The following is a 15,553-nucleotide window of genomic DNA, read 5'->3' as shown; positions in this document are numbered from 1 at the left end:
GGCGCCAATTCGGGCCGTCTGCTCCCTAGGATGACGCTCGTGACCTTCTCCCTCTCGCCGGAGTCGTACCGCGTCCTGCGGCCGGACCCGGCGCAGCCGCACCGGCGCGGGTGGGACCTCGCGCTCACGGTCGTGCTGCTCCTGCTGCTGCCGCTGCTGGCCGTGGCCTGTTCGTACGCGGGCCTGCTCCTGGCCTTCGCCTCGGACGCGTGCGGCGCCATCCCGTGCGACGACGGTCTGGTGAACGTCGGACTGTGGTCGGCGGTGATCGCTCCGTGGGGCGTCCTGCTGGTCACGGTCGTGGTGGCCATCGTGCGGCTGGTGCGCCGCCGCCTCGCATTCTGGGTGCCGCTGGCGGGAAGTGTGCTGATGATCGCGGTGTGGTTCGTCGCCGCCGCCATCGTGGGCGCCGGGGTCTCGGCATCCTGAGGTCCTCGGCAACCGCCCAGGATGCGCGGAGGGCGCACCCGTAGGCTGACCTCAGGCGTCCGGACGGGCAGCCGATCACCGAGCGCGAAGGCACCCGATGACCGACACCACCCTTTTCCTGGCCGCGGGGTCCGAGAACTCCACGTCGGGCGATCAGTCGTGGCTGACGTCGCTCGCGGACTGGACTGTCTCGCTCATGGAGATCATCGGCCCGGTGGGGGCCGGCGTAGCCATCGCCCTCGAGAACCTCTTCCCCCCGCTTCCGAGCGAGGTCGTGCTGCCCATGGCGGGCCTGACCGCCAGCCGCGGCTCGTTCACGCTGTTCGAGGCGCTGCTGTGGACGACGCTCGGCTCGATCGTCGGCGCCTTCGCGCTGTACGGGCTGGGACGCTGGCTCGGCGCCGCACGGCTGCGCGCGTTCGCCGCGAAGATGCCGCTGCTGCACCCCGAAGACGTCGACCGCACCGTGGCCTGGTTCGAGCGGCACGGCGGCAAGGCGGTGTTCTTCGGGCGCATGGTGCCGATCTTCCGCAGCCTCATCTCGATCCCGGCCGGGGTGGCGAAGATGCCCCTGTGGCGTTTCGGGCTCCTCACCGGGGCGGGCAGCCTCATCTGGAACACGATCTTCGTCCTGGCCGGCTACCTGCTCGGGGAGAACTGGCACGTCATCGAGCAGTACGCCGACATCCTGCAGTACGTCGTGATCGCGGCCGTCGCGCTCGGGGTGGCCTGGTTCCTCTACGCCCGCATCCGGGCGCTCCTCGCCTCTCGCCGCGACGCCTGAGCGCCGTCGTGCGCGGATAGAACGTCGTCGAACCAACGGCGCCGCCCGCTCAGCCCGCCCACAAACCGCGAACGTAGACTGGACGCCGTGCCCGCCGACCGCCTTCATCTCGTGCGCCACGGGGAAGTCCATAACCCTCGCCGCGTGCTCTACGGCCGTCTCCCCGGATTCGGGCTCAGCGTCGACGGCCGCCGCATGGCACGGCAGGCCGCCGAGTACGTGAAGGGCCTCGACCGCCCGGTCTCGGCTCTCGTGGTCTCGCCGCTGCAGCGCACGCGCGAGTCCGCCGAACCGTTCGTGGAACTCTTCGGCATCGAGCCGTACATCGACGACCGCGTCATCGAGCCCACGAATGTGTTCGAGGGGCGCCGGATGAAGCGGGCGCTCGCCAACCCCCTGAACTGGCGCCACCTGTCGCGCCCCGCCGTGCCCAGCTGGGGCGAGCCCTACGAGCGGATCGTCGCCCGGGTGACCGAGGCCATGACCGATGCGTGGGAGCGCGTGCCCGCGGGCGACGTCGTCGTCGTCTCGCACCAGTTGCCCATCTGGGTGACCCACCTCGCCCTCTCCCGCCAACCCACCCGCCACGATCCCCGCAAGCGTCGGTGCGCGCTGTCGAGTGTGACGAGCTTCGAGCGGCGAGACGGCGCCGACGGGTCGTCTCGCTGGGTCGAGGTGGCGTACGCCGAGCCGGCCAGCACCGCCGGAGCCGTCGACGTAGGAGCCGTGTGATGCGCCGAATCCTCTCCGCCGCCGCCGTGGCGGTCTTGGCCGTGGGCCTGGCCGCGTGCAGCGCCGACCCGCTCGCCGAGCAGTACCGCGCCGGCGACAACAAGGGCTACATCGCCGCGAACGGGTTCCAGACCCAGGAGATCGCTCCCGACCAGCGCGGCGAGGCGGTCGATTTCTCGGGCACCCTCGATAACGGCTCCCCGGTCGCCAGCGCGGACTTCGCCGGGCAGGTGCTCGTGGTGAACTTCTGGTACGCCACGTGCGGTCCGTGCATCATCGAGGCGCCCCGCCTCGAGGCGGCGTACCAGTCGTTCGAGGGGCAGGACGTGTCGTTCCTCGGGATCAACACGTACGACCAGCCCTCGACCGCGCTGTCGTTCGCGCGCGACAACGGGGTGTCGTACCCCAGCGCGATGGCGGTGGGTGACGCCGAGCTCAAGCTCGCGTTCGCCGAGAAGACGCCGATCAACGCCACCCCCACGACCCTCGTGCTCGACCGTCAGGGCCGCGTCGCGGCCCGCGTGATCGGCGAACTGCCGGAGGCGTCGATCCTGGAGGCCATGGTGCGCACCGTGGTGGCGGAGAGCGCGTGAACCCCGGAGCCCTCGTCTTCGACGGAGCGCTGTGGCTCGCGATCCCCGTCGCGCTGGCCGCGGGCCTGATCTCCTTCCTCTCGCCGTGCGTGCTCCCGCTCGTGCCCGGATACCTCGGGTTCATCGGCGGTGCCGTCGCGCCGCGCGGGGGCTCGGCATCCGCCCCCGGTCGCTCCCGGCTGGTGTTCGGGACGCTGCTGTTCATCGCCGGCTTCACGCTGGTGTTCATGGCCGTGAACGTCTTCGGCGGCACGGCGGGCCTGTTCTTCCTTCGCTATGCCGACGTCATCACCCGCATCATGGGCGTGGTCATCATCCTGCTCGGGCTGGTGTTCATCGGCCTGTTCGGCCTCGCCCAGCGCTCGGTGCGGTTCCAGGCCCGCGGAAACGTCGGGCTCATCGGGGCGCCGCTCCTGGGGATCGCCTTAGGCATCGGCTGGACCCCCTGCATCGGTCCGACGCTCGCGGCGATCCTCTCGGTGTCGTACAACCTCGGCGACCCCGGCCGGGCCGCCCTCCTGGGCTTGGCGTATTCGCTGGGTCTCGGCATCCCGTTCCTCCTCCTCGCCCTCGGCTTCGGGTGGGCGACGCGCTCGGTGGCGTTCGTTCGTCGTCACATCCGCGTCGTCAACCTCATCGGCGGGGCCCTGCTGATCGCGCTCGGCCTGCTGATGGTGACGGGCGTCTGGGGCACCTGGATGTCGAACCTCCAGGGGGTGATCGGCAGTGTCCAGCTCCCGCTCTGATCGAGGAAACACCGTGACCGAATCCACCGACGGCGTGCTGCGTCCCTCCGACCACGCCGATTCCGCGCCGCCGGAAGGTGACGACATCACCTCGCCCCGTCTGGGCGTCGTCGGATGGCTGCGGTGGGGCTGGCGTCAGCTCACCAGCATGCGCACCGCGCTCGTGCTGCTCCTCCTGCTCGCCATCGCGGCGGTCCCCGGGTCTCTCGTGCCGCAGCGCAGCGCCGACCCCAACGGCGTCACCCAGTACTTCACCGACAACCCCGACCTCGCGCCGGTGCTCGACAATCTGAGCCTGTTCGACGTGTACACGTCGCCGTGGTTCTCGGCGATCTACATCCTGCTGTTCATCTCGCTCATCGGCTGTGTGCTCCCGCGCACGAAGCATCACTGGAAGGCCCTGCGCTCGCAGCCCCCGCGCACGCCCGCGCGGCTCGCGCGCCTGGACGACCACCGGTCGGTCACGGTGCCGGTGCCCACGGGGCAGGATGCCGCCTCCGTCGCGGCCGCGGCGGTCGACAGCGCCGGCGCGCAGCTGCGCAAGGGCGGCTACCGCGTGGCGCGCTACGACGGGCGGGGCGCGTTCTCGGTCTCGGCGGAACGCGGATACCTGCGCGAGACCGGCAACCTCGTCTTCCACGCGGCCCTCGTGGGTGTGCTCATCGCCGTCGGTGTCGGCGGTGGCTTCACGTACACCGGACAGCGGGTGCTCGTGGAGGGGCAGGCTTTCACCAACAGCCTGCTCGACTACTCCTCGTTCAACCCCGGGCGGTTCGTCGACAGCAACGCGCTCGCGCCGTACTCGATGACCCTCGACCGCTTCGACGTGAGTTACGTGCCGCCGGGGCAGCCCGGATCAGGCCAGGCCGGCGACTTCGCGGCCAACGTCACCACGATCGCGCCCGGCGGCGATCGCCGTGAGGGGCAGGTGCGGGTGAACCACCCCCTCGACGTGCAGGGCGACCGCGTGTACCTCCTCGGCAACGGGTACGCGCCGACCGTGACGATCCGCAACGCCGCGGGCGAGGAGGTCTTCCACGACTCGGTCGCCTTCCTCCCGCAGGATGCCAATATGACCTCGCTCGGAGTGATCAAGGTCGCCGACGGCATGCCCGAGCAGCTCGGCCTCATCGGGTTCTTCTACCCCACGATGGACACCCTCGACACCGGGGCGCTCACCTCCACCTACGGTGCTCTCGAGTACCCCGTGCTCACGCTCCGCGTCTACGCCGGCGACCTCGGTATCGACGACGGTACACCGCGGTCGGTGTACACCCTCGACCCGAGCGGCATGACGCAGATCGCCGGCGGTGAGAGCGGCACGCCCGCGCTGCGGCTCATGCCCGGTGAGACGGCGGAGCTGCCGAACGGCCTCGGCTCGATCACGTTCGAGAACGAGGCGCCCGCCGGGGCCACCGGATACCAGGGGTCGGTCAAGCGCTTCGCGTCGCTGTCGATCCACCGCGACCTCGCGGGACCCTGGGTGCTCGCGTTCGCGACGCTGGCGACCCTCGGTCTGCTCGCGGCGCTGTTCGTGCCGCGCCGACGCATGTGGGTCAAGGCGACGACGCAGGGCGACACCGTGCAGGTGGAGTACGCCGGCCTCGCCCGCGGCGAGGACCCCACCCTCGCCGCCGCCGTCGACCAGATGGTCGAACGGCATCGCTCCTCGCTCCCGGCTCCGGACGACCAGAGCCGCCCCGACACCGGAAAAGTAGACTGACACCATGCCCGGAACCGATCCGATCCTCCTCGACGAGATCTCCCTGCTCCTGGTGTGGACGTCCGTCGCGATCTACGTGCTCGCGTTCATCGCGTACGCGATCGATCTCGCCCGGCGCTCCGACCTCGCGCTGAAGGCGAAAGACGAGGTCGTCGCGCGCGAGCTCGTCACCGCGGGCGGGGGCGGCGTGCTCGGCGGATCCGCTGGGTCGACGGCATCCGGAACCCCCGCGGCGAAGCCGCGCTACGTGTGGGCCCGCATGGGCACGGCGCTGACCGCCCTCGGCTTCCTGTTCCACCTCGGCGCGACGGTGTTGCGCGGGGTCGCGGCCGAGCGCGTGCCGTGGTCGAACATGTACGAATTCGCCCTCACCGGCGTGCTGCTCGTCGTGGCGGTGTACCTCGCCGTGCTCACCCGCTACGACCTGCGCTTCCTCGGCTCGCTCATCACGGGCCTCGCGGTCGTGCTGCTGGGCGGCGCGACGCTGGCGTTCCACGTCGAGGTCGTGCCGCTGGCCGACCCGCTGAAGTCGGTGTGGCTCGTCATCCACGTGTTCGTCGCCTCGCTGGCCACCGCCCTGTTCGCCCTCGCGTTCGGTCTGTCGGTGATGCAGCTGCTGCAGGCGCGGCGTGAGCGCAAGGTCGCCGCCGCCGCGTCGGAGGGTGCTGCTCCGCGCCGGAGCTTCCTGCAGACGCTCCCGACCGCCGACGCGCTGGAGTCGCTGGCCTACCGCTTCGCGATCGTCGGGTTCATCTTCTGGACCTTCACGCTCATCGCCGGCTCCATCTGGGCCAACGACGCGTGGGGTCGGTTCTGGGGCTTCGACACCAAGGAAGTCTGGACGTTCGTCATCTGGGTGCTCTACGCCGGATACATCCACGCCCGCGCGACGCGCGGCTGGCGCGGAACCCGCTCGGCGTGGCTGTCGATCATCGGCTTCGCCGCGGTGCTGTTCAACTTCACGATCGTCAACGTCTTCTTCAAGGGCCTCCACGCCTACTCCGGCCTAACGTCCTAGCCCCCCCCCGGCCCCGCCCCCCCGCCCCCCCGCTGAGTGTCCAAGACACGCCGCATCGGGGCCGTGGCATCCGGTGTCTTCTGGACACTCGCCTGTCGGGCAAGGGGCGTCACCTCGCGCGCGCGAGGAGAGCACGCCGAACCGGGGCGATGATGTCGCGATCGGGTGACTCGAGGTGGTGCGACAGGACACGCACGAGGATCCATCCCGCCTCGGCGATGGCCCGCCACCGGTCGGCATCGCGTCGGAATTGATCCGGTTGCGCGTGCTGCCGCCCGTCGTACTCGACCGCGACCCGAGCGTCGGGGTAGGCCATGTCGAGGCGTGCGACGAAGAGCCCCTCCGAGCGGAGGGTCCAGTTCAGCGCGGGCTCCGGCAGCCCGGCGTCGATCAGGAGAAGCCGGACCGCGGTCTCGCGGGGCGACTCCACGCCCGGCCGGATCCGTTCGCACGCGCGACGGAGAGACACCGCTCCCCGGCCGACGAAGGCCGCAGCCGCGGCGTCGAGCGTCGCCTTCGGGATGCCGTGGGACAGCATCCAGTCGCCGATCGCGACGAGGGGGGTTTCGGGGAGCGAATCCGCGAGATGCGTCCACGTCGCCACGGGCGTGGTGAGGGGGAGTCCGTGTGCGCGCGTGACGTCGGCTGGTTCGAGCGCGATCCGGTGTCCGACGACACCCACGGTCCGCGGTTCGCGAGCGGGGGGTGCGGCGCTCACGTGCAGCGCGTCCGAAAGGGATCGGAGCGGGAGAGGCGCCTCCCACAACGCGGCCGCGGTCTCATGACTGAACACCTGGCCGGGGCGGAGTCGCGGCGCGTAAAGACGGCACCGGTCGAGAGTGTCCCGTGCAGGCGTTCCGATCCGCGCGCGGACGCCGTGGAACGGGGACTGCAGGTCGGTGGCGACCAACCGTCGTCGGGGAACGCCGAGGCGGTCGGCATCCTGAACGTGGAAGGCCTCGGGGAGATGCTCGGGAAGGGGCCGGGGTTTCACCGTCCCATCACAGACGCTCCCGTGCCGCGGCGCGCAGATCCCTCCACATGAGGGCTTCTGTGGAGGAGCCGTCGCGCGGGTCTCCCACGTGCGAGTGTCCAAGACACGCCGCGCCGCCGAGGGGCGATGCGGCGTGTCTTGGACACTCAGCGGGGGGAGGGGGGGCTACGCGGGCTGGGCGGCGGCGCGGACGCTCGTCGTGCGGCGCCGCACCACGACGAGGGTTGTCACGATCAGCGCGAGCGCGGCCCAGACCAGTAGCCCCACGACGCCGGCCGCGATCCCGCCGGACGAGGCGAGGGCGCCGAGCATCGAGGCGTACGCCGGGGAGGTGGGCAGCAGCGTCGACAGGGCCGCGAGGAACGGCGGGACGGTCGAGACGATGTTGGCGGCGACGGCCAGTGCCCCGATGATCGCGGCGATCCAGCGCCCCGCGCCACCGAACACGGCGACGAGCGCCTGATTCACGGCGGCGAAGGCCACACCGGCGACGACGCAGACGAGGGCGAACAGCGCCCAGTCGCTCCAGTCGTACCCGGATGCCACCTGCACCACGCCCGCGACCAGGATTCCCTGTGCGGCGCCGATGATCCCCGCGGGGAGGTAGCCGCGGAGGGCGACGAGGCCGGACGCGCGACGGCTCACGAGCGCGCGGGCCGAGACCGCCTGGAAGACCACGAACGAGGCGAGACCGCCGAACCACAGCACGGCCATCGCCAGCAGCGGCACCGCCGCGGTACCGAAGAGCGAGTCGCTCACGCCGGTGGTCGAGACCGGGTCGGCGACGATGTCGGCGAGGTTCTTCGCCTGATCGTCGGTGTAGGTGGGCAGCTGCTGCACGGCGGTGTCGAGACCGTCGGCGAGGGAGGTGGTGCCCGAGGCGACCTGCGAGACGCCGTCGGAGAGCTGACCCGCGCCGGTCTCTGCGTCGGAGGCCCCGGATGCCAGCTGTGCCGAGCCGGAGCTGAGACCCGCGGCGCCCGCACCGAGCTGGCGTGTCCCCGTGGCGAGCTCGTTGGCGCCCCCGGCGAGGCCGTCGATGCTCCCGGCGATCGTGTTCAGGCCCGCGGCCGCCTTCGTGGCTCCGCCCGCAAGACCACGCGCACCGTCAGCGAGCTGCTGGTTGGCGGCGGCAATGGCGCGGATGCCGGCGGGAAGCTGGGCGGCCTCCCCGGCGAGAACGCCGATCTGGGTGACGGTCTCGGTGGCCTGAGGGAGGGCGGCGTTGGCATCGGCGGAGGCCTGGCGCAGCGCGGCGCACTGCTCGGGTGTGCCGATGCAATTATCGGCGGCCTGCTGCAGCGCGGCCGCGGCCTTGACGAGGGCATCGTTCACCTCGGGGGCGGCCTGCGACAGGTCGGTGGCGACCTGTGCGAAGTCCGGGGGAATCTGGTTCGCGATGCCGGTGACGGTGGCGGCGAGTTGTTCGTTGCCCTGTGCGATTCCCTCGGCCCCACCGGCGAGATCGCCCACGCCCGTGGCGGCCTCCCGGGTGCCGTCGGCGAGGGCCGTGGCCCCACCGGCGAGCTGGGAGGCGCCGTTGGCGAGCGGTCCCGTCCCTGCGGCGAGCTGCTGCGCACCCGTGGCCAGTTCCGACGCGCCGTTCGAGAGGGCGCCGAGACCGTCCTGCAACCCGGTCGCGCCGCTCGCGGCCTGACCCGCCCCGTCGGCGAGCTGGTGCGCGCCGTCGGCCGCCGTGCCCAGCTGTTGGCCCAGGGTGGTGAAGCCGAGGAAGACGTTCGTGAGGTACTGCGACGACAGCTCGCTGCCGAAGACGGAAGAAGCGGTGGATGCCAGCTGTGCGGTGATCGCGCCATCGACGACGCGCGCGTCGGGCGCGGTCTCGACGCCGATGGTGGCGCGCTCGGGAGTCTCGCCGGGGCGGGTCGACAGAGCGGCGGCGGTGAAGTTCTCGGTGATGGTCACGACGGCGGTGTAGGTGCCGTCCTCCAGCCCCGTGGCGGCATCCGCGTCGTTCGAGATGACCCAGTCGATGTTGCTCGGCTGGTCGTCGGCGCCCTTGACGAGGCCGCCGGTGAGCTGGCGGCCCAGCGGCACGAGCTGACCGTTGAGTTCGACGGCCTTGTCGTCGTTGACGATCGCGGCCGTGATGTTCTCGAGGCGGTCGGTGGGGTTGTACAGCGCGCCCACCAGGATGCCGCCGATCACGGCGGGCAGGAGCAGCACGCCGATCAGGGTCAGCCAGGTGACGGGGCGGCGCGAGCGGGAGCGCTCGACGGGGACGGTCATGCGAACACCTCGGAGAGATCGGCGGAGGACTCGGGTTCGGGACGGTTACGGTGCGGCGAGGGCAGCGCCAGCGACGTCACGTCGGGGCGGTGCGCGTCGGCGAGGAGCGAGAGCGCCCGGCGTTCGTCGCGGGCGGAGACGACGAGCGTGAACGGCGAGGAGGCGTCGCCGGAGCGTTCCTTCGCCTCGACGGCCGCGCGCCGGAGAACCTCGGCGACATCCGCGCGTGCGTCGTCGTCGAGACGGTCGACGTCGGAGATGACGACCACGCGCGTGCCCCCGGCGACAGCCCGGGCGACCTCGTCGGATGCCGCGGTGTCGTCGTCGAGGAGGGCGACACCGACGCGCGAGCGAACGGCGCCGGCGCGCTCGGGCACGAGGAGTCCGTCCACGCGCAGTCGACCGTCGACCGCCGACACGCGACCGGAAAGTGCCAGCAGGAGGGGGCGGGTGACACGCGTCTCGCCCGTCACGAGCAGGGTGTCCCCGTAGCCGACGCGCAGGTGCACGTCGGAGAAGATGCGCTCGCCTCCCTCGGTCGTCGCGGCGCCCAGGTCGTCGGCCGCGATCGCGATCGCGGGTCCTTCCGGCCAGGCGGTGAGGCCGAGCTCGCGCTGGACGGCCTCGCCCTCGACGTCGAGCTTGGGCAGCAGTCGGTCGAGCCAGCGCGGCATCCACCAGGCCTTCGCTCCGAGCAGCGCGAGCACCGCCGGGACGAGGGTCATGCGAACGAGGAACGCGTCGACCGCGACGCCGACCGCGAGGCCCAGCGCGATGGGCTTGAGGCTCGAGTCGCCCTCGGGCACGAACGCGACGAAGACCGAGAACATGATGACGGCCGCGGCCACGACCACGCGGGCCGATCCCCGGAAGCCGCTGCGGACGGCGCCGAGAGCGATCTCGCGCGGCGTGCGCCCCTCCCGCGCGGCGTGCACGTAGTCCTCGCGCATCCGCGAGACGAGGAACACCTGGTAGTCCATCGCGAGACCGAACAGCACGCCCATCAGCACGATCGGCATGAAGCTGATGATGGGACCGACCTTCGCCACGTGCAGGGCGTCGGCGAACCAGCCCCACTCGAACACCGCGGCGACGACACCGAAGGATGCCGCGACCGAGAGCAGGTATCCGCCGGCGGCGGTCAGGGGCACCCAGATCGAACGGAAGACGATCATGAGGAGGATCAGGGAGAGACCGACGACGAAGATGCCGAAGGGGAGGAGCGCCGCCCCCAGCTGGTCGGAGATGTCGATCGTCACGGCGGTGTAGCCGGTGACGAGCAGCCGCACGCCGAACTCGTCGTACAGCCGATCCTCCTGCGCGCGGAGGTCGCGCACGAGGTCGGCGGTGCGCGGGTCTTCGGGGCCCGTTTCGGGGACGATCTGCACGATGCCGGTGTCCGCGGTCTCGTTGGGGGTGGCGAGGGCCACTTCGGCGACACCGGGGATCTTCGCGACCTCATCGCCGATGTTCTGCATGAGGGTCAGCGGATCGTCGGAGGTGACGATGGTGCCGGTCATGATGAGCGGGCCGTTGGCGCCCGGACCGAAGTACTCCTCGGTGAGCTCGTACGTGGTACGCGCCTCGTTGCCGGGGGGAAGCTGCCCCGCGGTGGGGAGCGTCAGGGCGAGGCTTCCGGCGGGGATGGCAGCGACACCCAGCAGCGCGACGACCGAGACCGAGGTGACGACGGGGTGCTTCGTGACCAGGCCCACCCAGCGGGCAGCGGGGCCGTGCGACCGCGTCTCGGCGGTCGCGGCCTTGCGGCGCCGCCAGCCGACGACCCGGCCCTTGGCGAAGCCGAGGAAGGCGGGGGTGAGGGTCAGCGCGATGCACACCGCGATGGCGACGGCCACGGCCGCGGCGATGCCCATCGTGGTCAGGAAGGGGATGTTGGCGAAGCCCAGACCGATGAGCGCGATGAGCACGGTGATGCCGGCGAACACCACCGCCGACCCGGCCGTTCCGGTGGCGCGGGCGGCGGACTCCTCGGGGTCCATGCCCTCGCGTACCTGATCCTGATGTCGGGACACGATGAACAGGGCGTAGTCGATGCCGACCGCGAGCCCCAGCATCACCGCCAGGAGCGGTGTGGTCGAGGACACCGTCGCGAACCCGGTGGAGATGAAGATCAGGGCCACGGAGAGGGCTACGCCGAGGATGGCGGTGGCCAGGGGCATCCAGGCCAACCGGAGCGAGCGGAAGGTGAGCATGAGCACGATGGCCGCGATGACGACGCCCAGGGCTTCAGTGATGCTCGCGCCCGGGACCTCGTTGGCGAACAGCTGCCCGCCGAGCACGGCCTGGGAGCCACTCGGGAGCGCCGCGCCGAGCGTCTGCGCGTCTTCGCGGAGCCCGTCCTCGGTGGCGGTGGGCACTGCGGTGGCCTCGCCCGAGAACTGGACGTTGATGATCGCCGCGCGGTTGTCGTCGGAGACGCCGCCGGAGACGCGCGCGTCGTAGGGGTTGCTGACGGCCTCGACGAAGTCGAGAGTGCCGATGTCGTCGATGGCGGTGCCGATGGCATCCTGATAATCCTGGTCGCGCACGGACGCCCCGTCGGCGGCGACGACCACGATGGTGGCGCTCGCGCCGCTGACCTGGGGGAACGTGCGCGAGAGCATCTCGAGCCCGGCCTGCGACTCGGTGCCGGGGATGGTGAAGGTGTTGTCGGTGCCCTTGGCCAGGAGCGCGACACCGCCGATGCTGAGGGCGAGGATCACCAACCACGCCGAGAGGACGCGCCACGGGTGGCGGAACGACCAACGGCCCAGGGTGTACAGGAAAGTAGACACGGCGGCGGCTCCCACGTTCGGCGGACAGTCGATACAACACCGTATCGGATACAAGACTGTATCGTAGCGGGGGAGGGCGCGCGCGAACCTGAGTCTCGCCCCTGAACCGAGGGGGACGCATGACGGACACGGCACCGACGCCGTCGCGTCGACGCGAGAACACCCGCACCCGGTTGATGGATGCCGCCGCCCAGCTCTTCGCCGAGGTGGGCATCGAGGCCGCCTCGGTCGAGGCCGTCAGCGAGCGGGCCGGATTCACCCGGGGGGCGTACTACTCGAACTTCGCCTCGAAGGAAGAGCTGTTTCTCGCCCTGTGCGAGCGCTCTGCCGAAAGCACGATTGCCGCGGTGCGCGAACGCGTCGCCTCGATCGAGATCCGCGGCCTCGACGCCGACGGCGAGGTTCTGAACCTCGTGCAGGAGGTGCTCGAGGTGACCGCCCACGATCGTCTCGACGTCCTTCTGACCGCCGAGATCCGGGTGCAGGCGCTGCGCAACGCCGACTTCGCCGAGGCCTACCTGGCGCTGGACCGGGGGCTCTCCGAGAACGTCGCGCAGCTCGTGCACGACATCGCCGAGGCCCGCGGTCTGACGCTGCGGCTTCCGGTCGAGGGAGCGACCGAACTGCTGCTGTCGACGTGGATCTCGATCAGCGAGCGTTCCCTCATGACGCGCCAGGAGGCGACGGCGGCGCGCCGCGAGCTCGCCGAGCGCCTGTCGCACCTCGTGACGCTCATCCTCGAGTGAGCCCGATCTCGAGCGCGCGGTAGCACCGCCCGAGGCGGTCGAACCACCACTCCCTCCGCTCCTCCGGGGCGGCCACGCGGTCGAGGTCGGCGGACGACGGCTCCGGTCGGGTGAGCGCGAGTACCCCGCCCCGGGGCCGCAGAGGCTCGGCGACCACATCCGCCGTGAACAACGCGGCCGTGCCGAGGCCGCAGTCGTAGTCGAGGTCGGGCAGGGCGGCGGCGAGGGCGACGCCCATTGACAGGCCGATCGAGGTGTCCAACGCGCTTGAGACGACCGCGGGAAGCCCCGCCTCTGCGACGATGGCGAGGGCCGTGTGCACGCCGCCGAGCGGTTGCGCCTTGATCACGAGCAGGTCGGCGGCGCCGGCGCGCGCCACTCGCAGGGGGTCGGCGGCCTTGCGGACGCTCTCGTCGGCGGCGAGGGGGATGTCGAGGTACCCGATGCGCTCCCGGAGCTCCGCGAGCTCCTCCACCCGGGCGCAGGGCTGCTCGACGTACTCGAGGTCGAACTCCGCCAGCGCGTGCACGGCGCGTTCGGCCTCGTCGACGTTCCAGGCGCCGTTGGCGTCGACCCGCAGGCGTCCCTCGGGGCCGAGATGGTGCCGCACCGCCCGCACGCGCGCGACGTCGTCGGCGAGCGTCTGTCCCGGTTCAGCGACTTTCACCTTGGCCGTGCGGCATCCATCGAACCGCGCGAGCACGGCCTCGACCTCCGACGCGGCGACGGCGGGCACGGTCGCATTCACGGGGATGCTGTCCCGCCGGGCGGGGGGCGCGGGGTGCCAGCCGAAGTCGATCGCGGCGGCCAGCCACGTCGCCGCCTCGGCGTCGTCGTACTCGACGAACGGGGAGAACTCCGTCCACCCCTGCGGACCCTCGAACACCACGGCCTCGCGTGTACGGATGCCGCGGAACCGGGTCGCCAGGGGGAGGGCGACGACGCGGGCCGTGGACCGGATGTCGGCGAGGGCGGGGAGGGTGCTCATCGTCCCATCCTGGCCTCCGCCGAAGGCGCCGGGAATAGGCTGGCCGCATGCTCTTCGATACCCCGGTTCGGCTCGGCGTCCAGATCCAGCCGCAGCACGTGCAGTACTCCGACATTCGCGACGCCGTCCTTCGTCTGGAGGAGATGGGTGTCGATGTCCTGTTCAACTGGGACCACTTCTTCCCGCTCTACGGCGACCCCGACGGCGAGCACTTCGAGGCGTGGACGATGCTGGCCGCGTGGGCCGAGCAGACCGAGCGCGTGGAGTTCGGCGCCCTGGTGAACTGCAACAGCTACCGCGGCCCCGATCTGCAGGCCGACATGGCTCGCACGATCGACCACATCAGTGCCAAAGGCAGCGACACCGGCCGCTTCATCTTCGGCACCGGATCGGGCTGGTTCGAGCGCGACTACGCCGAGTACGGCTACGAGTTCGGCACGGCAGGCTCCCGCCTGAACGCGCTCGCGAGCGACCTCGACCGCATCGTCGACCGCTGGGGCAAGCTCAACCCCGCACCCACCCGCGCGATCCCCGTCATGATCGGCGGCAAGGGCGAGCAGAAGACGCTGCGCATCGTGGCCCGTCACGCCGACATCTGGCACAGCTTCGTCGCCCCCGACGAGCTCCCGCACAAGTTCGGCGTCATCGAGCGCTGGGCCGAGACCGAGGGGCGCGACCTGTCGGGCCTGGTCGTCTCGAACGAGCTGAAGGACCGCGACGAAGACATGGCCGACGCGCTCTTCGACGCCGGGACGCGCCTGTTCACGCTCGGCTTCTCGGGACCCGACTGGGACTACTCGCTCGTCGAGCGCTGGCTCGCCTGGCGGGATGCCAAGAACGCCTGATCCCATGACCGTCTCTGACATCTTCGATCCCGCCGAGTGGACCCTGGCCCCCGGGGCCGAGGAGTACACCGACATCACCGCGCACGTCACCCACGACGGCCGCGTCGCGCGCATCGCGTTCGACCGCCCGGAGGTGCGCAACGCCTTCCGCCCCCACACCGTCGACGAGCTCTACCGGGCGCTCGACATCGCCCGGCAAGACCACCGCATCGGCGTCGTGCTGCTCACCGGCAACGGGCCGAGCCCGAAGGACGGCGGGTGGGCGTTCTGCTCCGGCGGCGACCAGCGCATCCGCGGGCGCGACGGGTACAAGTACTCCGAGCACGAGGATGCCGTCGCCGACCACGGCCGCGCCGGGCGCCTGCACATCCTCGAGGTGCAGCGGCTGATCCGCTTCATGCCGAAGGTCGTCATCGCGGTCGTCCCGGGATGGGCCGCCGGGGGCGGACACTCGCTCAACGTCGTGTGCGACCTCTCGATCGCCAGCGCCGAGCACGGTCGCTTCAAGCAGACCGACGCCGACGTCGGCTCGTTCGACGCCGGGTACGGCTCCGCCTACTTCGCGCGCCAGATCGGGCAGAAGTTCGCGCGGGAGGTCTTTTTCCTCGCCGAGGAGTACTCCGCGCAGCGCGCGTACGAGCTGGGCGCGGTCAACCGGGTGGTCCCGCACGCGGAACTCGAACGCGAGGCCCTCGCGATGGCCCGCACGATCCTCACCAAGTCGCCGACGGCGATCCGCATGCTCAAGTTCGCCTTCAACGCCGTCGATGACGGCCTGGTGGGCCAGCAGCTCTTCGCGGGTGAGGCGACGCGGCTCGCGTACGGCACCGATGAGGCCGCCGAGGGGCGCGACTCGTTCCTCGAGAAGCGCGACCCCGACTGGTCCGACGTCCCATGGCACTACTGAGCA

The 15,553-nt window shown here is 71.2% G+C and carries 14 protein-coding genes; 10 read left to right on the top strand and 4 right to left on the bottom strand.

What is annotated here, in order from left to right:
* Positions 1–39: 39 nt before the first annotated feature.
* The 7 genes from ACU6WY_RS12085 (at position 40) to ccsB (ending at position 6,025) form a co-directional block, all read left to right on the top strand.
* A complete protein-coding gene (locus ACU6WY_RS12085; protein ID WP_483819890.1) occupies positions 40–429 on the top strand; it encodes a hypothetical protein in 390 nt (129 codons plus the stop codon).
* Positions 430–526: 97 nt separating this feature from the next.
* Positions 527–1,213, top strand: coding sequence for a DedA family protein (locus ACU6WY_RS12080; protein WP_483819889.1), 687 nt, complete (start codon positions 527–529; stop codon positions 1,211–1,213).
* Between the two features lie 87 nt (positions 1,214–1,300).
* Positions 1,301–1,945, top strand: coding sequence for a histidine phosphatase family protein (locus tag ACU6WY_RS12075; RefSeq protein WP_483819888.1), 645 nt, complete (start codon positions 1,301–1,303; stop codon positions 1,943–1,945).
* A complete protein-coding gene (locus tag ACU6WY_RS12070) occupies positions 1,945–2,538 on the top strand; it encodes a TlpA family protein disulfide reductase (protein ID WP_483819887.1) in 594 nt (197 codons plus the stop codon). Before ACU6WY_RS12075 ends, ACU6WY_RS12070 begins: the two co-directional genes overlap by 1 nt.
* Positions 2,535–3,284 (top strand): cytochrome c biogenesis CcdA family protein, encoded by a 750-nt coding sequence (locus tag ACU6WY_RS12065; RefSeq protein ID WP_483819886.1) that lies wholly within the window; start codon positions 2,535–2,537, stop codon positions 3,282–3,284. Before ACU6WY_RS12070 ends, ACU6WY_RS12065 begins: the two co-directional genes overlap by 4 nt.
* A 13-nt stretch (positions 3,285–3,297) precedes the next feature.
* Positions 3,298–5,007 (top strand): cytochrome c biogenesis protein ResB, encoded by a 1,710-nt coding sequence (resB, locus tag ACU6WY_RS12060; protein ID WP_483819885.1) that lies wholly within the window; start codon positions 3,298–3,300, stop codon positions 5,005–5,007.
* Positions 5,008–5,011: 4 nt separating this feature from the next.
* Positions 5,012–6,025 (top strand): c-type cytochrome biogenesis protein CcsB, encoded by a 1,014-nt coding sequence (gene ccsB, locus ACU6WY_RS12055; protein WP_483819884.1) that lies wholly within the window; start codon positions 5,012–5,014, stop codon positions 6,023–6,025.
* A 109-nt stretch (positions 6,026–6,134) separates the two neighbouring features.
* Here the strand turns inward: ccsB and ACU6WY_RS12050 are convergent, their stop codons facing one another.
* The 3 genes from ACU6WY_RS12050 to ACU6WY_RS12040 all read right to left on the bottom strand — a co-directional run bounded on the left by ACU6WY_RS12050 (position 6,135) and on the right by ACU6WY_RS12040 (position 12,064).
* On the bottom strand, positions 6,135–6,743 hold the full coding sequence (locus tag ACU6WY_RS12050) for an endonuclease domain-containing protein (protein ID WP_483819883.1): 609 nt from the start codon (positions 6,741–6,743) through the stop codon (positions 6,135–6,137).
* 441 nt (positions 6,744–7,184) lie between these two features.
* Positions 7,185–9,269, bottom strand: a complete 2,085-nt coding sequence (locus tag ACU6WY_RS12045) for a YhgE/Pip domain-containing protein (protein ID WP_483819882.1) — start codon at positions 9,267–9,269, stop codon at positions 7,185–7,187.
* A complete protein-coding gene (locus ACU6WY_RS12040; protein WP_483819881.1) occupies positions 9,266–12,064 on the bottom strand; it encodes an MMPL family transporter in 2,799 nt (932 codons plus the stop codon). The genes ACU6WY_RS12045 and ACU6WY_RS12040 overlap by 4 nt, the downstream gene beginning before the upstream one ends.
* 119 nt (positions 12,065–12,183) lie before the next feature.
* Here ACU6WY_RS12040 and ACU6WY_RS12035 point away from each other — a divergent pair, with 119 nt between their 5' ends.
* A complete protein-coding gene (locus ACU6WY_RS12035; RefSeq protein ID WP_483819880.1) occupies positions 12,184–12,810 on the top strand; it encodes a TetR family transcriptional regulator in 627 nt (208 codons plus the stop codon).
* Here the strand turns inward: ACU6WY_RS12035 and ACU6WY_RS12030 are convergent.
* Positions 12,797–13,798, bottom strand: coding sequence for an o-succinylbenzoate synthase (locus ACU6WY_RS12030; protein WP_483819879.1), 1,002 nt, complete (start codon positions 13,796–13,798; stop codon positions 12,797–12,799). The two genes, ACU6WY_RS12035 and ACU6WY_RS12030, sit on opposite strands and share 14 nt — an antisense overlap.
* Positions 13,799–13,845: 47 nt before the next feature.
* Here ACU6WY_RS12030 and ACU6WY_RS12025 point away from each other — a divergent pair, with 47 nt between their 5' ends.
* Complete coding sequence (locus ACU6WY_RS12025; RefSeq protein WP_483819878.1) at positions 13,846–14,643, top strand: LLM class F420-dependent oxidoreductase; 798 nt, start codon at positions 13,846–13,848, stop codon at positions 14,641–14,643.
* 4 nt (positions 14,644–14,647) lie between these two features.
* Positions 14,648–15,550, top strand: a complete 903-nt coding sequence (locus ACU6WY_RS12020; RefSeq protein ID WP_483819877.1) for a 1,4-dihydroxy-2-naphthoyl-CoA synthase — start codon at positions 14,648–14,650, stop codon at positions 15,548–15,550.
* Positions 15,551–15,553: the final 3 nt, after the last annotated feature.

Source organism: Microbacterium sp. ZW3a (genome assembly GCF_057167165.1).
Note: the sequence above shows the minus strand (reverse complement) of the source record. Positions and strands in the feature narration are given on the sequence as shown.

Excerpts from the sequence above, each read along its gene's own strand:
- ACU6WY_RS12080 (WP_483819889.1), top strand. The coding sequence starts at position 527 with ATGACCGACACCACCCTTTTCCTGGCCGCGGGGTCCGAGAACTCCACG.
- ACU6WY_RS12025 (WP_483819878.1), top strand. The coding sequence starts at position 13,846 with ATGCTCTTCGATACCCCGGTTCGGCTCGGCGTCCAGATCCAGCCGCAG.
- ACU6WY_RS12045 (WP_483819882.1), bottom strand. The coding sequence starts at position 9,269 with ATGACCGTCCCCGTCGAGCGCTCCCGCTCGCGCCGCCCCGTCACCTGG.
- ACU6WY_RS12020 (WP_483819877.1), top strand. The coding sequence starts at position 14,648 with ATGACCGTCTCTGACATCTTCGATCCCGCCGAGTGGACCCTGGCCCCC.
- ACU6WY_RS12035 (WP_483819880.1), top strand. The coding sequence starts at position 12,184 with ATGACGGACACGGCACCGACGCCGTCGCGTCGACGCGAGAACACCCGC.
- ccsB (WP_483819884.1), top strand. The coding sequence starts at position 5,012 with ATGCCCGGAACCGATCCGATCCTCCTCGACGAGATCTCCCTGCTCCTG.
- ACU6WY_RS12070 (WP_483819887.1), top strand. The coding sequence starts at position 1,945 with ATGCGCCGAATCCTCTCCGCCGCCGCCGTGGCGGTCTTGGCCGTGGGC.
- ACU6WY_RS12030 (WP_483819879.1), bottom strand. The coding sequence starts at position 13,798 with ATGAGCACCCTCCCCGCCCTCGCCGACATCCGGTCCACGGCCCGCGTC.